Raw genomic sequence first — 18,065 nt, forward strand, 5'->3', positions numbered from 1 at the left:
GCACTCGAAACAAAATCTGTAGTCAATTTTATTGAATCAGTTTGCGCTAATGCAGGATCAAATAGTAATTTCCTTTCAACTTATCTTCAAAGAGCAAGTCCACAATTGTAATTTAAAAAAAGAGTCGGAATTTCAATAGTAGAAATTCCGACTCTCTTGTATTTTATAGTACACTTTTAATCGATAATCATCTCTGGAATTTCTCCTTCAATGATTAAATCTGCTGCTGTAGATGCGATGATGTGTTCCACTGAAACGCCTGGCGCTCGTTCTAATAGCTTAAAACCTTTTGACGTCACTTCCATGACGGCAAGTTCGGTAACGACTTTTTTAACGCATCCCACACCAGTTAATGGCAAACTACACTTTTTTAGAATTTTGGAATCTCCTGCTCTATTGACGTGCATCATCGCAACGATAATATTCTCTGCAGAAGCTACTAAGTCCATTGCTCCTCCCATACCTTTGACCATTTTACCTGGGATTTTCCAATTAGCAATATCACCATTTTCGGCAACTTCCATTGCGCCAAGAATGGTTAAATCTACTTTTTGTGATCTGATCATTCCAAAACTCATTGCTGAGTCAAAAAAGGAAGCTCCTGGAAGTGTTGTTATGGTTTGTTTTCCTGCGTTGATTAAATCAGCGTCTTCATCGCCCTCAAAGGGAAATGGACCCATACCAAGAATGCCGTTCTCACTTTGAAATTCAACGTCAATTCCTTCGGGGATATAGTTGGCTACAAGTGTTGGAATTCCAATTCCTAGATTCACGTAATAGTTGTGTTTTAACTCTTTCGCAATGCGTTTTGCAATTTGATTTTTATCTAAAGCCATAATTAGAAAATTTTTCTCACGGTTCGTTGTTCAATTCTTTTCTCGTATTTCTCGCCTTGAAATATTCTATTTACAAGTATTCCTGGAATATGAATTTCATTAGGATCTAAACTTCCTGCAGGTAATAATTCTTCGACTTCGGCAATAGTGACTTTTGCAGCTCCCGCCATACTTGGGTTGAAATTTCGGGCTGTTCCTTTGAAAATTAGGTTTCCAGCTTCGTCCCCTTTCCATGCTTTTACAATGGCAAAGTCAGCTTTGAAAGCGTGTTCCATAACATGCATTTTTCCATTGAATTCGCGAACTTCTTTCCCTTCAGCTACTTCAGTTCCGTAACCGGCGGGTGTAAAAAAAGCAGGTATTCCAGCTTGTGCCGCACGGCAACGTTCTGCTAAGGTTCCTTGAGGAATAAGATCTACTTCTAATTCTCCAGAAAGCATTTGGCGTTCAAATTCGGCATTTTCGCCCACGTAGGAAGAGATCATCTTCTTAATTTGTCGTTTTTGCAAAAGCAATCCAAGACCAAAATCATCAACACCTGCATTGTTTGAAATACACGTTAAATCCGTATTTTCTTTTTTTACCAATTCAGCGATGGAATTTTCTGGAATACCACATAATCCAAAGCCACCAAGCATAATAGTCATTCCGTTTTCAATTCCTTGAAGGGCGTCTTGAACGTTGTTTACTTTTTTGTTAATCATAAAAATGAGTTGCTATGGTCCAATTTTATTTTAAAAGGATCAAATTATTTGTTGAAATTCCTCCTTGTTTTGACTACGAGAAATGGGGAGTTTATAATTCAAATTCATCAGTGTTCTGCTCTACAACAGTGGTATCTATTACTTTTTTAGGAACGTAGCAGTCTACTTTTATAGAGAGATTTGCAGGTCTTTCAAAGTTTGCTTTAGAAACTTTAAGAGCGGGGTCAGCATAACATAATTTCATAAAATAACCCCAAACCGGCAGTGCTGCTGTAGCTCCCTGACCGTAAGTAATGCTTTTAAAACGAGCGGAACGATCCTCACATCCTACCCAAACTCCCGTGACAAGATTAGGAACCATTCCCATAAACCAACCATCGGATTGATTTTGTGTTGTACCTGTTTTTCCTGCAATAGGGTTTTTGAATTGGTATGGATAACCAGTCCAACGGTTGTCTCCGCTTCCTCCACCAGTGGTTCGCAAACGATCTCCCGATCCACCCTCGGTTACACCTTCAAGCAATTTGACAACTGCATAAGCAATATCTTTATTTAAAACATCATGCGACTCAGGGATTGGTTCGTAGATGATTACACCACTTTTATCCTCAATCTTAGATATAAATTGCGGTTTCATGTAAACCCCTTGATTAGCGAAGGTGCTATAAGCAGCAACCATGTCTTCAACCGTTATTTCAACTGCTCCTAAAGCAATTGATGGTTGCAAAGGGATTTCAGATTTTACCCCCAATTTATGCGCTAGATCAACCACAGCCTCAGGGCCTACCTTATCCATCAATTTGGCAGATATTGTGTTAATAGAGTTAGCTAAACCTCTCTTCAAAGTGACCATTCCGCGGTACCTGTTATCTGAATTTTTTGGTTCCCAATCTTCGGTGACGTGATGACGTCCTTTGCGAATCATAAACGGGCCATCAATAATCGAGTCACAAGGGGACATATTGAGTTGCTCTATGGCCGTTGCGTAAACAAATGGTTTGAATGTAGAGCCTACTTGTCTTGCTCCTTGTCCTACGTGATCGTATTGGAAATATTTATAATTAATTCCGCCTACCCATGCCTTTACATTTCCCGTTTGTGGTTCCATGGCCATTAATCCAGACTGTAAAAAGTGCTTGTAATAGCGTATTGAATCTAAGGGTGTCATTATGGTATCTTTCTCTCCTTTCCAAGAAAAGACAGTCATTTTTGTTTTTTCGCTAAACGATTTTACAATATCTTCCTCGGTTTTATCCATTGATTTCATAACCGCCCAGCGATTAGATGATTTCATCGCTTGATTTAAAATTCGTTGTGTTTCTACCGCAGAAATGTTCACAAAAGGAGCATTTTTGTTGCCTTTAGATTGCTTGAAAAACTCCTCCTGAAGGTTCGCCATGTGAGCTGTAACGGCTTCTTCGGCATGTAACTGCATCCTAGAATCTATAGTGGTGTAGATTTTCAAACCATCTTTGTAGATATCATAATCTGAGCCATCTGATTTTTTATTCTCTTCTGCCCATTTTTTCATGTAATCACGAAGGTATTCTCTAAAATAGGTTGCCGTTCCGTCTTTATGTGTTTCTAATTTAAAGTTTAATTTGATAGGTAAGTTTTGTAGTCGTTCTTTTTCCTCATTCGAAATTATTTTCCCTTTTTCCATTTGTAAAAGCACGACATTTCTGCGGTTTTTTACTCCTTGTGGATTTCGTATTGGATTGTATAAGCCTGAGTTTTTAAACATTCCTACCAATATGGCCGACTCACTTATTGTAAGGTCTTTTGGTTCTTTTGAAAAATAAGTTTTTGCTGCGGAACTTACTCCAACCGAATTATTTCCAAAATCATAGACATTACAATACATGGCAATAATTTCATTTTTAGTATATTGTCTTTCTAATCGGATGGCAATGATCCATTCTTTAATTTTTTGTACAATTCTAAAAGGTAAAAACTTTGACCCTTCCCCGTGGAATAATTGTTTGGCTAATTGCTGTGTCAATGTACTCGCACCACCGCTAGTTCCTAAACTCGAAATGGCTCTTAAAGTACCTCTTCCATCAATGCCAGAATGTTCGTAAAAACGAGCATCTTCCGTAGCAATTAATGCTTGTACTAAGTTTTTTGGCAAGTCTGAATACTTTAGCTGCGATCTGTTTTTTTCGAAATATTTACCGATCACGACTCCGTCAGCGGAAATAACTTCAGTTGCTAAATTGGAATCGGGATTTTCTAAATCTTCAAAGGAAGGCATGGAGCCAAAGATTCCCCAAGAAGCAAATAAGAAAAACAAACCGACGCTTCCTAGGCCTATAAAGAATATTTTCCAAAATTTCTTTTGATAGTGTGTAATGTCTTTTCCATTACCTCTTGCTGGGTTATTATTTTTTTTGATAGCCATAATACTATTTTATTCTTTTTTTTCTATTCTAAAACCGACCTCGGTAATTCCATCTAGCGCTTTTACGCCAGGAACTTTCCCGTTTTCTCTAACCGCTTGCTTGATGTGAACCTTGTACTTAGAGCGGAACCTAACATTTTCTTTGTAAAAGAGTTTACTTTCTTTAATATCTGAAAATCCTTCTCCTAATAATGTTCCTTGCGGATCGGCCATTTGGTACTCTAGTGTGTCCACTTTTGTAAAACCATTTGGTAATTCCAAAGCCACAATTAAAAACAAATTATTGTACTGATAATCATTGTTTGCTCTTAAATTGACAAATAAATCATATCGCTTTGTCGAGTCCAGTTCAGGTAAATTGAAGGTTACAATACTGTCTTTGTGCCAAGTGGTCCCAACAGACTTATAGTGATCAAAAACTCTTTTTTTATCACATGAAGAAAAGAGGATTACGAGCAAAAGAAGTAAAGCGCTATTTTTTATCCACATTTTTAGTAATAATTATTGGTTTTCTTGGCTCCGTGGGCTTCTTGTCATTTGGAGTCTGACGGTTATTGTTTGCGGGTTTGTTGTTATTAGCCACAATAGTATTTTCGCCAGCGGGTTTGCGTTTTTTATTTGGTTTCTTCTTTGCTTTAGGTTGGTCAAAACGTGTTAGGCTTTCTTGTCCCATGGCATTATTGAAGTTTTTCTCTGGCTCTACAAGAATTTCTATTGCAAAATCTTCTAATGAAGAAACTTTGTTTTTTAGCTTATTTTCTGCAACAATTTCTTTGACTTGGTCAATTTTCAACACGTGCCAATTGGCAAAATTATTGGTGTAAGCAAACCACATCAATCCTTTAAATATGTCTTGCTTTTGGCAAATGGCATCTCCTTTTTCCGTGACCAATTTTGTTTCAAAATCTGGAAAATCTTTCAACGCATCCATATAAGTGTCTAACTCATAGTTTAAACAACATTTTAATTTCCCACACTGTCCAGCCAGTTTTTGTGGATTCAATGAGAGTTGTTGATAACGTGCTGCTGAAGTATTTACACTTCTAAAATCCGTTAACCAAGTAGAACAGCATAATTCTCTACCGCAAGAACCTATTCCGCCTAAACGAGCTGCTTCCTGCCGGAAACCTACTTGTTTCATCTCAATTCTGGTGCTGAATTCCTTTGCAAAATCTTTAATTAAAGCACGAAAATCAATTCGGTCATTTGCGGTATAATAAAAAGTAGCTTTTGATCCATCACCTTGAAATTCGATATCCGAAATTTTCATTTCTAGTTTTTGAGCAATGGCTAATTCCCGCGCTCTAACTTTCATTGGCTCTTCTTTATCGCGAGCAGTAGACCAAATGTCGATGTCTTTTTGAGATGCTTTTCTATAGATTTTTGGAACTTCATTGCTCAAATGATTTACTCCTTTTTTCTTCATTTGAATTTTTACTAATTCGCCTGTGAGAGTAACAATTCCTATATCGTGACCGGGTGAGGCAACCGTAGCTATAATGTCTCCCATGCTTAAAGTCAGCTTCTCGGTATTGCGATAAAACTCTTTTCTGCCGTTTTTAAAACGAACTTCAACACAGTCAAAAGGAGCTTCGCCGTTAGGTAGACTCATATTAGAAAGCCAATCGAAAACCGTTAATTTATTGCAGCTATCGGTGCCGCAAGTCCCATTATTTTTACAACCCTTAGGTGCGCCACCATCAGAAGTTGAACAACTTGTACATGCCATAATCTTATATGTAGTGTTGCGACGAGCACAACTTAAGTTCTTAAAAAGTTTAATTTGTAAAGATAGTATTTTTTAATTTTATGGAACAACGCCTATCCGAGCCAATAAATCATAAATTTTTTATAAAAAAACCCATTACAATTTGATTTGTAATGGGTTAATTTGAAGTGATTTAAAGTGGTTTTTTTAGTCTAAAATCTTATATAATTTATCAGACAATCGAATTCTAAATGGTAATTTAAACGTACATGTATCTCCAGCAATTGCATTTTCTTGCACTAAATCATTTACTAGCATTTCGCTAATTACTAGTTTTTGTTCGCCAGTTGTAGTTCCTTTTATCAAAATGGTGTCGCCAATTTTGATTTCGTTTTCTTCAATTAGAAATTGACCAATACTTGGTTTTGGAAAAAAATGCGTCCCTTTTCCAATATATTGTTTTTTAACTTTTACTTCTTTTTTAACGGCAGTCCCAGCGCTTCGGGATGGTTTTTCAGCAACAAAAATACCATGCGTTTCTTCGTTGTTTTTAAAAGTCAAAACATCTGATTTTCCTTTTTTGAAAATCTTGTTCCCGTTTTTAACCCCTCTTCGGATGGCTTTTTGCTCTTCTTCTGGTAAGTGAATCACACGCACACATTCAGCAGAACAGCAACCTTCCATTTTTTCCTTGCAAGAATCACATTGGATAAAAAGCAAATGACAACCCTCGTTCACGCAATTTGTATGCACATCGCAAGGTTCGCCACATTGATGGCATTGTGAGATAATATCGTCTGTAATTCTTTCGCCCAAGCGGTGATCAAAAACAAAGTTTTTTCCAATGAATTTACTTTCTAAACCTTCAGCTTTTACTTGGCGCGTGTATTCTATAATCCCACCTTCCAGTTGGTACACGTTCTCAAAACCTTTGTGCTTGAAATAAGCACTGGCTTTCTCGCAACGGATTCCTCCGGTGCAATACATCAATAGTTTTTTGTCTTGTTTGTGTTCAGCAAGTTGTTCTTCGATAATGGGTAAACTTTCACGAAAAGTATTCACATCTGGTTTTATAGCTTTGGTAAAATGTCCAATTTCACTTTCATAATGATTGCGCATATCCACCACAATGGTATTGGGATCTTCTAGCAAGTCGTTGAATTCCTTGGCTTTTAAGTGAATTCCAATATTCGTCACATCAAAAGTCTCATCAACCAAACCATCAGCTACAATTTTGTCTCGGACTTTTACCGTTAGTTTCAAAAATGAGTGATCGTCTTGTTCTACGGCTATATTCAAACGAATTCCTTTCATGAAATCATACACTTCGATAGTATCTTTAAACGCGTAGAAATTATCTGCAGGAAGCGATAATTGGGCGTTGATTCCCTCAGGGGCTACATAAATTCGACCCAGAACTTCAAGAGAGTTCCACGCTAGAAATAATTCGTTACGAAATTGTGTTGGATTTGAGATTTGCGCATAAGCATAGAAAGACAGCGTAAGACGTTGTTTTCCGGCATCATCAATCATGATGGCTCTTTCTTCTGCGCTTAAGGTGTTGTACAGTTGCATGCTATAAACAGTTTAAGTTGAGAAATATATTTTTTGCAAAAGTAGGTAAAAAGGTTCAGAGGAGCAAAGTTTTGAAGGAACTAAGGGCTACAATGATCAACAATTTAGGCTTAATTCGCCTTACTATTTTTATGGTTTGTTTTTTTTGGAGCTACTTCCAGCTTTTCGCTGTATCTCTTGTTTCCGCTATCGCTACAATAAGAGGATGCCGCTGCAATCTGGGCTAGGGTAGATGGGATTAATCGAAGATTTTGCGGTTATTTTGTCATTCTGAGGAACGAAGAATCTCTATATGGTGAGCAACATCTGCTTGCATGAGAGTTTTCAGAAAGGCCGGGAGACCTTTTAACGCCACCTCAAAGTTGGAAACGTTGCGCAGCAGATGTGGAGAACCTTCCTTTTTCTTAATGATAGATTGGGGGTAAAAAAATTGATGTAATGGTAAGTGGTCACTAGCAGAATACGCGTGCAAATGCGATGCAAAAGAGTTTTGAATCTTACAGAGATTCGCCCGCAATATGGTTTAAATTTTTAATGGTCATAAATTTTGTAATCCAGTTGCTTACTTTTGATTATTAACGACATTCTCCGTCAGTATTTGAGATACTTCTTTTAGTTTTCCTTGTTCGTATAATTTTGGTAAGTCTTTCAAAGGAGTTTGTAAAGGGGCTTCATAATTAATGTAATCCTGAAAAGTTACACCATAAACTACACGGGTATTAAAGGCCACTCTAAAGCGAACACCACCCTCATTCACGCGGTAATTATAGGCCAAGTAATCCATTTTATGCGTGGTTGTATTGATCCAGTAGTGATACTCATCATCAAAATCTTTGCCGCCACCGTCTTGACCAAAAGTTACACCTATTGCATGGTATTTCTGTCCTTTGATTGTGATTTCTTCAATGAATTTTTTATTTACGGAAGCATCTTGAAGTTTGTAGGGAAGCGTGGCAAAATAAATAACCGAATTTATTGCCTCTGAATACTTCGCAGAATCTTCTTTGGATAAAGATTGTAACTTGCTATTTATAGACCGTTCAAACTTTTCAGGAGTTAGTTGGTCTTTGATAAGAGAATCTCCCTTTTGAATTTCAGAAGAATATTCATAGGAAGCTCCATTATTCTTAAAACGGTACTCTTTACCTCTAAAAATGAAGGAGTAGTTGGCGGTAGTATATAATTTTCCGCCGTGTGCTTCGATGGCTTTATTAATTATAGAATCTGCTTTTGAGAATTTTTTTTCGGTTGCATGGGTGTCGTTGTTGACGGTTGCTCCATTACTATCCTTTTTCTTGTTACAAGAGAATAAAAGTGTCGCCAAAACGCAAAGCAATATTAGATTTTTTTTCATTTTTTAAAAGTATCATATTTAATAACGATCGTTGAAACAAGTGCTCTTTTTATAAAAATTTTAACTTAACCATTATTCCTTTCTGACCTTAAGAAAATGAATTAGAAATGAATTTTGCGCTGGTTGAAGTTCCGTATTCTAATTGTTGGGACGGTCTGTTTAGCGAGGAGATTTGGTCTTTACTTTTTCTTTTCTTCTTCAACAATTAGTTTCAAAGAATTAATATAATCGGTATCAAATTCTATGACTCTTATTTTGCTGGGCTTAAAACTCATTTCGCCTTCAAATTTTCCTTCGGTTCCTAAAAAGTCTATTACGACCTCTTCCTCATCCATTTCTATGAGTTTGCCAAGATATAGTGCTTTTTCAGACTTTGTTGCAATTTGAAAAATCTCATATTTACTTGCTACAAAATAGAGAATGGAAAACACGTCTTTAAGCGGAATTATTTCGGAAGCGCTTGTTTTTAAACCTTTTAGTTTAATTACTCTTTCGGTAAATTCGTGATCCTTATCTTGGATAATAGCCTTTACATTTTTGTTTTTCAATATGGTATAACCATCAATTATAAAATCGATCGGATTATTTTTAAGTAAGATCCATTCTTCAGTCCAATCAATTAGAAAGCCACTAAAAATTTCTTTTTTGTCGTCAAACTCTACTGTAATCAATTGTCGTAAGTATTTGTCCATGCTTGTTTTTTTAATTTACAAAAGCGGTTTGTCACTCCTAGTCCTTTTTGGAATCGTCGCGATAAAAGGAAGTTGCTATCGTTAGCTGCTTCACACAAAAGTAAAGATACCGATTTTAATGCACGACAGATTGGATTTTTTCGTTCCAATTGCTTACTCCAAAAATAGTACAGATTTTTAATCAGCATCCGGAGCGACTGCTAATTATTTAAGCGGCATCTAACTATAATCTGACTATCCGTAAGTAATATAAATACTAATTTTTGCCAGAGATTGCACAGATTAAAGAAAAGGTGAATTAGCATTACTGGAGAAATTCGTGAAAACCTCTTAAATCTTTGGTGAAAAAAGAAAGGTAGTCCTCAAGGTGGGCGGTGATAAACTATGAAATAATGCTTTTTAAAACCTTTTTTTTGTGGAGAACTAGTGAAAACATAAAAAAAAAATTTTTCTTCGATACCGTTTTGCCACTATTCGCGCATTGGGTACCGATTACAATCCAAATTTAGAAATTAGGGTCTAGTCATCGAAACACCAATTCTTTCTCCTACTTTGACAAAAGTTTCGTGTCCTTTTAAAGTATTGAGCAATAGATCGGCATCGATATTAATTTTATTTTTTTCAAACAGCAGTACTACCGTGGATCCCCCAAATTTAAAATATCCTTTCTCGTCCCCTTTATTTACAAAATCGCCTTTATGAGTCTGGACTATGCTTCCTACCATGGTCGCACCTACTTCAGCTATGACAACATCTCCAAACAAAGGGTTCGTAACGATTGTAAATTCCCTTTTGTTTAAACAGAATATTTCAGTCATTTTGCGTAAAGCAAGTGGGTTAACTGAATAATATTCACCATCAATCCGAGTGTTTGATGATACGTTTCCGCTAATGGGAAAATGAAAACGATGGTAATCAGCAGGAGCGAGCCGGATAATCACCAAGCCACCGTCAATGTATTTTTTAGCAAGTTCAGCATTATTTAAAAACGATAAAATGTCGAAGCGGTACCCTTTGATGATAAAATCGCTATTGCTTATGTCGGCATAGGCCAATATTTTTCCATCGGCCGGCGAGACTATACTAGTTAGCGTACTATCTACTGGTCTGGCATTATTTTTTAATTTCCGGGTAAAGAAATCATTGAAAGAGAGGAACTCTTGTTTTTGGAAGGAGCTCCTATCGATATCAAATTCTGCAATAAAGGGTTGTATTTTTTTCGCCGATGACGGGCGATCCATCTTATTACCGTAAAGAGATGAAACTAACTTTCTTTTAACCAACGCCCACAATGTTGCTTCGCCCACAGGATTATTATACAACCAAACCAGCCATTTTTCGGCAGCCACTTTTTCGGTATTTAATACCCCAGTTTCCCTATCATAATACTGGATGGGAGCCTGCGGAGGCACTGGAAAAATAGCAAATAATGCAATCAATACAAATAATAACAGAATGATACCCCAGCTTTTTTTAGTTTTTGTAATTTTCATGCTTGACTTTCTTTTTTATTTCTGGTCGTTTGGCAGTCAAAACTTTTCCGCCATCGTTTCGCTTTCTTTCTTGTTCGGGCTGGACATATTTTATCCAGTTGGTTACCGCAAAGATAGCGCGGATTTTTAATTGACGCTCGTAAAGATTGAACAGTGTTTTATTTAGTATCTAGATATGGAAGTGTACTTTTTAAAATTATTAGTTTTTTTGTGGCTAAGTCTTGAGGGAGATGCTTAACCTTTTCGCAAAAAATCACAAACAAACTCTATCAGGTATAGGAGATACTAAGTTTCCGTTCGTTTCAAGTGAAATATGTGCTGTGCGTTTATGACATTAATTCCCAGTATGAATAAGGTAAAAACAAAAAGAATTTTCATTATTATACGGTTCGAATTGGCGCATAAAGTATAGATACCACTAAATAGAGAGTTCTTTTTGATACTAATTATTATTTGGTAAGTTGATTAGTAAAACGGAGTTATAGCAAGGGATTGCAGGAATTATTAAGGTTTGTAATTTTAATCCAGACCATTTCTAGCCCTGATTGTAGTGAAAATCCTTTTTTATCCGCTTCTTTTGCGGGAAAAAAGATTGCAACGGAAAGCAGGAAACAGCTCCAAATAAAAAAACCACGAATGAACGTGGTTTTAGTTTGACTCTTTATTTAATTAGCAGTACTCGTTGAAAGCATCTTTCAAGTTTTCAGCAATTAGTTCTGCTGGGCGACCTTCAATGTGGTGACGCTCTAGCATGTGGACTAATTCTCCGTTTTTGAACAAAGCCATAGCGGGCGATGATGGAGGAAAAGGGAACATGTGTTGTCTGGCTGCATCTACAGCATCTTTGTCAACTCCTGCAAAAACCGTGATTAAATGGTCTGGTTTTTTACCACCCTCTAAACTCATTTTTGCTCCTGGACGTGCGTTTCTTGCAGCACAACCACAAACCGAATTCACTACCACAAGGGTTGTTCCTTCTAATTTCATTGCGTTTTCTACTGCCTCAGCACTATGTAAATCTTGAAAACCGGCAGTCGTTAGTTCCGCTTGCATTGGTTTTACCATTTCTTCTGGATACATATCTTTTATATTTTAAATAAATACTATTTTGAGTTGCAAAGTTACAAAGTTTACCTTCAAGATTTAGAGATGAATTATAAAGTTTTGTTATAGTTTGATTGATTTGAAAACGACATGGAAAATTGCTTTGATAAATAGTGTTTTGGGACATTTCAAAATCACTTTTATGTCTTCTATCAAAGAGGTTTCTTCATCTAAAAACTTAAAAATCAAGCTGGGATTGCCTTTTTTGAACATAGAAGAAAAGATGTGAGAACCCAATTCATTTTTTCGGTCTAAAATATCCAATAGTAGCAGGTCATAAAACCAGAACTTGGTTTTTTTATGAAATTTTCTAAAGTCAGTTTCCCTTTGTAAAAAGGCCACGAGTTCAGATGATTTTTTATCAGAATTTTTAAAAGTATAGCCCGTACTTGCTTTGGTCCATCCACCAGAAGTTCCTATATTGAGAACGTTTTTTGTATTTGCCTTCCAAAAAGGATAACAGGTCATAGGAATGCTACCCTGTTCTTTTTCTAAAATTTCATAATTTGTGACACCCAATTTTTCAATGTAGTGCTGGATCTCGTTTTCGTATTCTTCCTTTTTTAAATGCTGGTGCGAAAACAAGGTGTATTCAAATAACGCTTCTGTTTTAGACGTTGGTAACACATACATAAAGCGCGTATTTCCTTTTTGTTCCACCGAAAAATCCATGAAAGTAGCTTGCTCCGGATTAAAAGCAGGCTGTTCGCTTTTGATAAACCAGCCAATAAAATGCTGCTGAAGCAAAGGATATGTAGTCTGACTTGCGGCTTTTTGGTTGTTATAAATGCTATTGAATAATTTGGAACACGAAAAACTATCTTTTTCAGTTTGTACTAGAACTATGGTCTCTGATTCTTCTATGGCCATTACTCTCTGATGGAGGAACGTGATGTTGTCTTGTCTTGAAAGCAAATCAAATACTTGGTTGTAAAAATCAAGCCCTTTTACCATATTGTATTGATACGGTTTCAAGTGTAAATCACGGCGAAAATTTTCATTGGCAAACAAAGCTAAATCCCATTTTTTTGAGATAGATAGTTCCCAAGGGGAGTCCTGCGTTTTCCAAAAGCACCACGTTCTGTCGTTGGTTTTTTTGGTATTCTCATCCAATAACAAAATACTGCTATCGGAAAATGAACCGGATTGCACCATTTTATATACGGTCATCAAAGCCGATAGTCCTGCGCCTGTAAAAATATAATCATACTGTTTCACTTTGCAAATATAATTTTTTAGAGACAGTATTAAAAGAATAAACCACGCCAAAGCGTGGTTTGTTGATCAATTGTAAAATAAGTAAATACTATTTGTGCATTAAAACAGTGTCGATTACATGAATTATACCATTTGACGCATCTAAATCTACAGCAGTAATTGTTGCAACTCCACCTTTTTCATCTGTAACAATTACATTTTCACCCTTTAAAGACGCTGTTAATGTTCCGCCTTGAACAGTCGTCAAAACAGCTTTACCTTTTCCTGCTTTAATAGCTGCAACAACTGCTTTACTATCAATTTTACCAGCAACAACGTGGTATGTTAGAATGCCTTGTAGTGTTTTTAAGTTTGCTGGTTCTAATAAACTTGCAACTGTACCTGTAGGTAATTTGTCAAAAGCAGCGTTTGTAGGTGCAAAAACAGTAAATGGTCCTGCTCCTGTTAAAGTGTCGACTAAGCCTGCTGCTTTCACAGCCGCTACCAATGTCGTATGGTTTTCAGAACCTACGGCTACTTCTACAACGTTTTGTGCAAAAGAGCTAATACCAGTAAAAAGTGCAATTGCTAGAATTGCTGACGAAATAATTTTCTTTGTTTTCATAGTGACTTTGTTTCCTGTAAAAATACGATGTTTCTAAAACGCTCTTATTACAGTTTGTATAAGTTTAACTACCGTTTACTCTCAATAGTTTAAAGTTATATATTGAAAACTAGTGATTTATAAGGTTACAGCAAGTAATTTCGACTCCTTACCAAATTTCAAATTTTATAGTATCGTTTTCTGAAAACAAAATATAGTGAAACAAAATAATTTTGATGGATAGTTACTCGAAAATGGTTTTCAATTTGATGTAGGTAAAAGTAAAACACATGCTTCTCAGCGTTAAATTAAGGTAGGAAATGATATTTATTTAATCAATATGGTACCGCAGTCCAAGGAACATTCGCCTGCTTTGATTGGGACCGTAGGCGTAGGTTGGATCAAATGTCAAGGCATAAGGGTTGTCAGCAGTGGGTACAACATTTCCAGTGTTGTCGAACTGCACATTTTTGTCAAAGGGATCATTTGCTCTGGCAATTAAAAAAGGATTGCCACGATTGGGCGTCCAATTCAATAGGTTTTTAACACCACTATAAATTTCTAAATTATGAATTTTTTTAAATGTAAATTGAATGTTTTGAATACTAAACGGCAGAGACTTTTCACGTCTTGGATCTAGTGCGCCAAGAAGCGGCAAGCGCATCGATCCTGTGGTGTTTCCCGTGTAATCAATGGCTAAAAACCAAGAAGGAATTTCATAATTAATAGCCCAATTGATTGAAAATTTTTCCGTGAATAAGGGTACGAACTTCTGTTTGTTTTGCTTCGTTATTGGATCATAATAACTTGCGCCAATGGTTGCTTTCAAGCCAAATGGTGTAATCCAATCTACATTAGAACTGAGTCCGAAAATTCTAGAATAACCATTTAAATTGTCATAAATAATCTGGTTAGGATTTATATCATAATTTGCAAAAATCTTGTTTGTAAAATACGTGTACCAAGAAGAGAGTTCTAAGTTAATGACACCAGCGTTTATAAGATTGTACTTTTTTAAATAGTTCAAATTTAAATTATAGGATGTTTCGGGCTGTATGTCGGCTAGTAGAATAACGGTTCTTGCTCCTGATAAGGCTTGGTGATCTTCAGTAAAAAGATTCACAACTCTAAATCCAGTTCCAAAATTAAGCCGCAAAATATCAGTTGTGGATGGCTTGTATTTAAAAGCGAAACGAGGTGTCACGATAGAGCCATGAGCGGCATTATAATCATAGCGCAAACCAAGTAGTGCACTTGTTTTGTCACTAAATTTAATTTCGTCTTGTACGAAGGCACTATAAATTTTAGAATGATCAGCGTTGATGGTTGCGGTCGTATTGTCATTATAATATTGATATCGAAATGCCGTACCCAAAAGCACCGAATGATTGTTCCAGTTTTTATCCCAAAGCAGTTGTCCAAAAGCGATTTTTTGACTAGCTAGAAAAGTGGAATTGCCGTAAACAGAGTTTTGGTCGTGACCAATTAATGAAAATTGCAGGTACATTTTTTCTTTAATGGGAAGTTCATATTTGCCCAAAAATTCATAGCGTGAAGTGTAAATACTTTCACCATAAACGGCACTGCCGCCTCTAAAACTTTTGTTCCATTGCATTTCTCCTCCCCAGCGATCTTCATATAAATATCTTGATACTACGCTAAATTCCTTTTTGGATTCTCTATTGAAGTTCAATTTACTGAAAATAGAAACTCGGTTTTGTAGCGATAAATCTGTAAAATTGTCGTTGTTGTTATCAATAGGGTTGTTGTAGGTAAAATAATTTACCCCAATCAAGGCGTCGGTCTTTTTGCCAATGGTAGTTCGATAACCCAAATCAATGTTGGTCTCTAGCCACGAAGTGGAGAAAATATCAGCTGTAAAAACAGGAACAGCTTGAGGTCTTTTAGTTATAATATTGATTAGTCCTCCCACTGCTTCACTGCCATATAAAGTAGAAGCTGCGCCTTTGACCACTTCAATTCTGTCGATCATCGAAGTGGGTATTCCTGACAACCCATATACTGTCCCAAGGGCGCTGACTATGGGCATGCCATCTATAGTAACCATTGTGTACGGGCCATCTAGTCCATTGATGCGTATATCGCCGGTATTGCAAACATTACAATTATTTTGTGGTCGCAATCCATTTACATTTTGCAGTGCATCAAAAACAGTACTGGTTGGATTTTGTTTTAAAAACGTTGCCGTTATGATCTCAACAGGAACAGGGTTTTCCAAACGTTTTACTGGTTTTAGCGTTCCTGAAATTACCACTTCATTGAGTTGATTTTGAACCGTTGAAAGTTCAATGTCAATATTTAGATTCTCATTTTTTTTAATGATGATGTTTATACTCTGAGATAGGTAATCTTCAGCCGAAATAGTAAGTTTATATTTCCCCTCTTCAATATTTTCTATGCTAAAATGTCCTAAACTATCCGTTTGTGCAGTATGATCAGTTTTGATTAAAAGAAGTCGTGCCGCTTTAATTCTGGTTTCGTTAGAAGAAACAAAGCCTGAAATACTCGCTTTTTGTTGGCTGTAGCCAAAGTTTAAAGTCAAAAAAAGCAAGAATAAATATATTTTTTTCATTTAATTTAAATTAAATTTTAGACAAATCTAAAAAAAATATTTGACATTCTAAAAATAGTAGCAATTTATCTATAAAATAAAAACGGCTCACCCTGAATATGAACCGCTTAAGCACCCAATAATTAACCAAAACAATCGGGATTTATAACTAATTTAATTCGTTTAATAGCGCCGTTAGGGCATTGGTTACGGCTGCTCTTGGAATAGGAAAATTATCTTTGCTTGAGAAAAATCCATCTTGTAAATTCATAATTTCATCGGCCGTGCATAGGCAATTATCGAGTTGGCTTCGAACTTCTGTTTCATTTAATGCCATGCCGATAAATACGATTTCGTTCAGTCGGTCACCAAAATTATCGGTCCATCGTTCTTCAATACTATCTTGGTATTCGACAAAATTATTGAAAGTCACCCGTTCACCAAGAGGCATACTTGCCCACCATACGCCGGCACCTTCAGCTTTCATGGATCCGCCGGCTTGACTCCAGTTAATTGCTTGTTCGGGTCTGGAAGCAATCCAGCAAAGACCTTTACTTCTAATCACATTCTGTGGAAAATTGATGGTGAGGTAGTGCCAAAAACGTTGTGGATGGAACGGACGCTCGTCTCTAAACACAAAAGATGAAATTCCATATTCTTCGGTTTCAGGGGTATGAATTCCTTCCAATTCCCGCATCCAACCCGCAGAAGATTCCGCTTCTTCGTAGTTGAATAATCCAGTGTTTAGAATGGTGCTTGGCGGCACTTTCCCTAGAACCGAGGTGATTATTGTTGCCACAGGATTAAGTTTCTGGATGGAAGCCTTCAGGGTTTCCAATTCTTTTTGGGTAACCAAATCAGTTTTGTTTAGTATAATCACATTAGCAAACTCCACTTGATCGACCAGCAGGTTCACAATTGTTCTATTGTCATTTTCAATGTTCGTTGCTTTGATTTCTTCGAGGGTTTGAGCTGAACCAAAATCTTTAAAGAAGTTGAACGCATCTACTACAGTCACCATGGTGTCGATATAACTAAATCGGGACAAATCGATATTTTCTTCTTCATTTACAAACGAAAACGTTTGTGCCACGGGAATGGGTTCGCTGATTCCGGAGCTTTCAATTAGCAAGTAATCAAAGCGATTTTCTTTTGCTAATTTTTCGACCTCAATCATTAAATCTTCTCGAAGCGTGCAGCAAATGCAGCCGTTGCTCATTTCGACTAGTCGTTCTTCTGTGCGAGACAAAGTGTTTTCTGCTTTTACCAAATTAGTATCAACGTTAACCTCGCTCATATCATTTACGATTACGGCTACTTTTAAACCTTCTTTATTGTGCAGGATATGATTGAGCAAAGTCGTTTTTCCTGCTCCTAGGAAACCGGATAATACGGTTACGGGTAATTTTTTCATTAGTGCGTGTTTTTATGATTGCTGTAGTTTATCAAATGCCCGAGGATCATCCCTATGCCTCCCAGCAGAATTAAACTAGTGTGATAATCCAAAAAAACTTCAATAAACACACTCAAGATGATTAGGGTGATTGAGGTTAAAAGCAATAGTGCAACGAGTAAACTTACTTTCTTTATGATGTTCAAAACCGCCCATAATCCAATAGAAGCAAAAGCTAAATCGATATACGGATTGTGCGACAGCCCTAGTGGAAGTATAGATATTAAGGGGAAAATTAAACAATGGACTAAGCATAATCCTGCACTGCTAATCCCTAAAATATCCATTTTTAATGATGTAGTTTTCTTCATTTTCTTGTATATTTGCTTAATGCAATTCAGTTGCAAATATAGAAATATATTTGTTATCGCA

Annotated in this window: 15 protein-coding genes; all 15 read right to left on the minus strand. The window is 36.5% G+C overall.

The window, feature by feature from the left end:
- Nucleotides 1–176 precede the first annotated feature (176 nt).
- The 15 genes from BLS90_RS09805 to BLS90_RS09875 all read right to left on the minus strand — a co-directional run bounded on the left by BLS90_RS09805 (nucleotide 177) and on the right by BLS90_RS09875 (nucleotide 18,004).
- Nucleotides 177–836, minus strand: coding sequence for a CoA transferase subunit B (locus BLS90_RS09805; protein ID WP_091257465.1), 660 nt, complete (start codon nucleotides 834–836; stop codon nucleotides 177–179).
- Between the two features lie 2 nt (nucleotides 837–838).
- Nucleotides 839–1,540, minus strand: a complete 702-nt coding sequence (locus BLS90_RS09810) for a CoA transferase subunit A (protein ID WP_091257466.1) — start codon at nucleotides 1,538–1,540, stop codon at nucleotides 839–841.
- 91 nt (nucleotides 1,541–1,631) lie between these two features.
- Entirely contained in the window at nucleotides 1,632–3,941 is a 2,310-nt protein-coding gene (locus BLS90_RS09815) for a penicillin-binding protein 1A (RefSeq protein ID WP_091257467.1), read from the minus strand.
- Between the two features lie 9 nt (nucleotides 3,942–3,950).
- The gene (locus tag BLS90_RS09820; RefSeq protein WP_091257468.1) at nucleotides 3,951–4,430 is read right to left on the minus strand and encodes a gliding motility lipoprotein GldH; all 480 of its coding nucleotides are present in this window, start codon (nucleotides 4,428–4,430) and stop codon (nucleotides 3,951–3,953) included.
- Nucleotides 4,414–5,670: a PSP1 domain-containing protein gene (locus BLS90_RS09825; RefSeq protein ID WP_091257469.1), complete on the minus strand. Its 1,257-nt coding sequence runs from the start codon at nucleotides 5,668–5,670 to the stop codon at nucleotides 4,414–4,416. The genes BLS90_RS09820 and BLS90_RS09825 overlap by 17 nt, the downstream gene beginning before the upstream one ends.
- A 186-nt stretch (nucleotides 5,671–5,856) precedes the next feature.
- Entirely contained in the window at nucleotides 5,857–7,224 is a 1,368-nt protein-coding gene (gene trhO / locus BLS90_RS09830; protein ID WP_091257470.1) for an oxygen-dependent tRNA uridine(34) hydroxylase TrhO, read from the minus strand.
- A gap of 562 nt (nucleotides 7,225–7,786) precedes the next feature.
- On the minus strand, nucleotides 7,787–8,578 hold the full coding sequence (locus tag BLS90_RS09835; RefSeq protein ID WP_091257471.1) for a DUF6503 family protein: 792 nt from the start codon (nucleotides 8,576–8,578) through the stop codon (nucleotides 7,787–7,789).
- Between the two features lie 179 nt (nucleotides 8,579–8,757).
- A complete protein-coding gene (locus BLS90_RS09840) occupies nucleotides 8,758–9,270 on the minus strand; it encodes a hypothetical protein (protein ID WP_091257472.1) in 513 nt (170 codons plus the stop codon).
- A gap of 512 nt (nucleotides 9,271–9,782) precedes the next feature.
- Entirely contained in the window at nucleotides 9,783–10,763 is a 981-nt protein-coding gene (locus BLS90_RS09845) for a phosphatidylserine decarboxylase (protein WP_091257473.1), read from the minus strand.
- 669 nt (nucleotides 10,764–11,432) lie between these two features.
- Nucleotides 11,433–11,843 carry a BrxA/BrxB family bacilliredoxin gene (locus BLS90_RS09850; RefSeq protein WP_073353245.1) on the minus strand — a complete coding sequence of 137 codons (411 nt, stop codon included), beginning with the start codon at nucleotides 11,841–11,843 and terminating at the stop codon, nucleotides 11,433–11,435.
- Nucleotides 11,844–11,930: 87 nt separating this feature from the next.
- A complete protein-coding gene (locus BLS90_RS09855; RefSeq protein WP_175455464.1) occupies nucleotides 11,931–13,085 on the minus strand; it encodes a lycopene cyclase family protein in 1,155 nt (384 codons plus the stop codon).
- Nucleotides 13,086–13,173: 88 nt separating this feature from the next.
- Entirely contained in the window at nucleotides 13,174–13,689 is a 516-nt protein-coding gene (locus BLS90_RS09860; RefSeq protein WP_091257474.1) for a fasciclin domain-containing protein, read from the minus strand.
- 310 nt (nucleotides 13,690–13,999) lie between these two features.
- Complete coding sequence (locus BLS90_RS09865) at nucleotides 14,000–16,261, minus strand: TonB-dependent receptor (RefSeq protein ID WP_091257475.1); 2,262 nt, start codon at nucleotides 16,259–16,261, stop codon at nucleotides 14,000–14,002.
- A 148-nt stretch (nucleotides 16,262–16,409) separates the two neighbouring features.
- A complete protein-coding gene (locus BLS90_RS09870; RefSeq protein WP_091257476.1) occupies nucleotides 16,410–17,654 on the minus strand; it encodes a GTP-binding protein in 1,245 nt (414 codons plus the stop codon).
- A complete protein-coding gene (locus BLS90_RS09875; protein WP_091257477.1) occupies nucleotides 17,654–18,004 on the minus strand; it encodes a MerC domain-containing protein in 351 nt (116 codons plus the stop codon). The genes BLS90_RS09870 and BLS90_RS09875 overlap by 1 nt, the downstream gene beginning before the upstream one ends.
- Nucleotides 18,005–18,065 lie beyond the last annotated feature (61 nt).

Origin of the sequence: Flavobacterium omnivorum (assembly GCF_900099915.1) — a bacterium.
Classification (GTDB): Bacteria; Bacteroidota; Bacteroidia; order Flavobacteriales; family Flavobacteriaceae; genus Flavobacterium; species Flavobacterium omnivorum.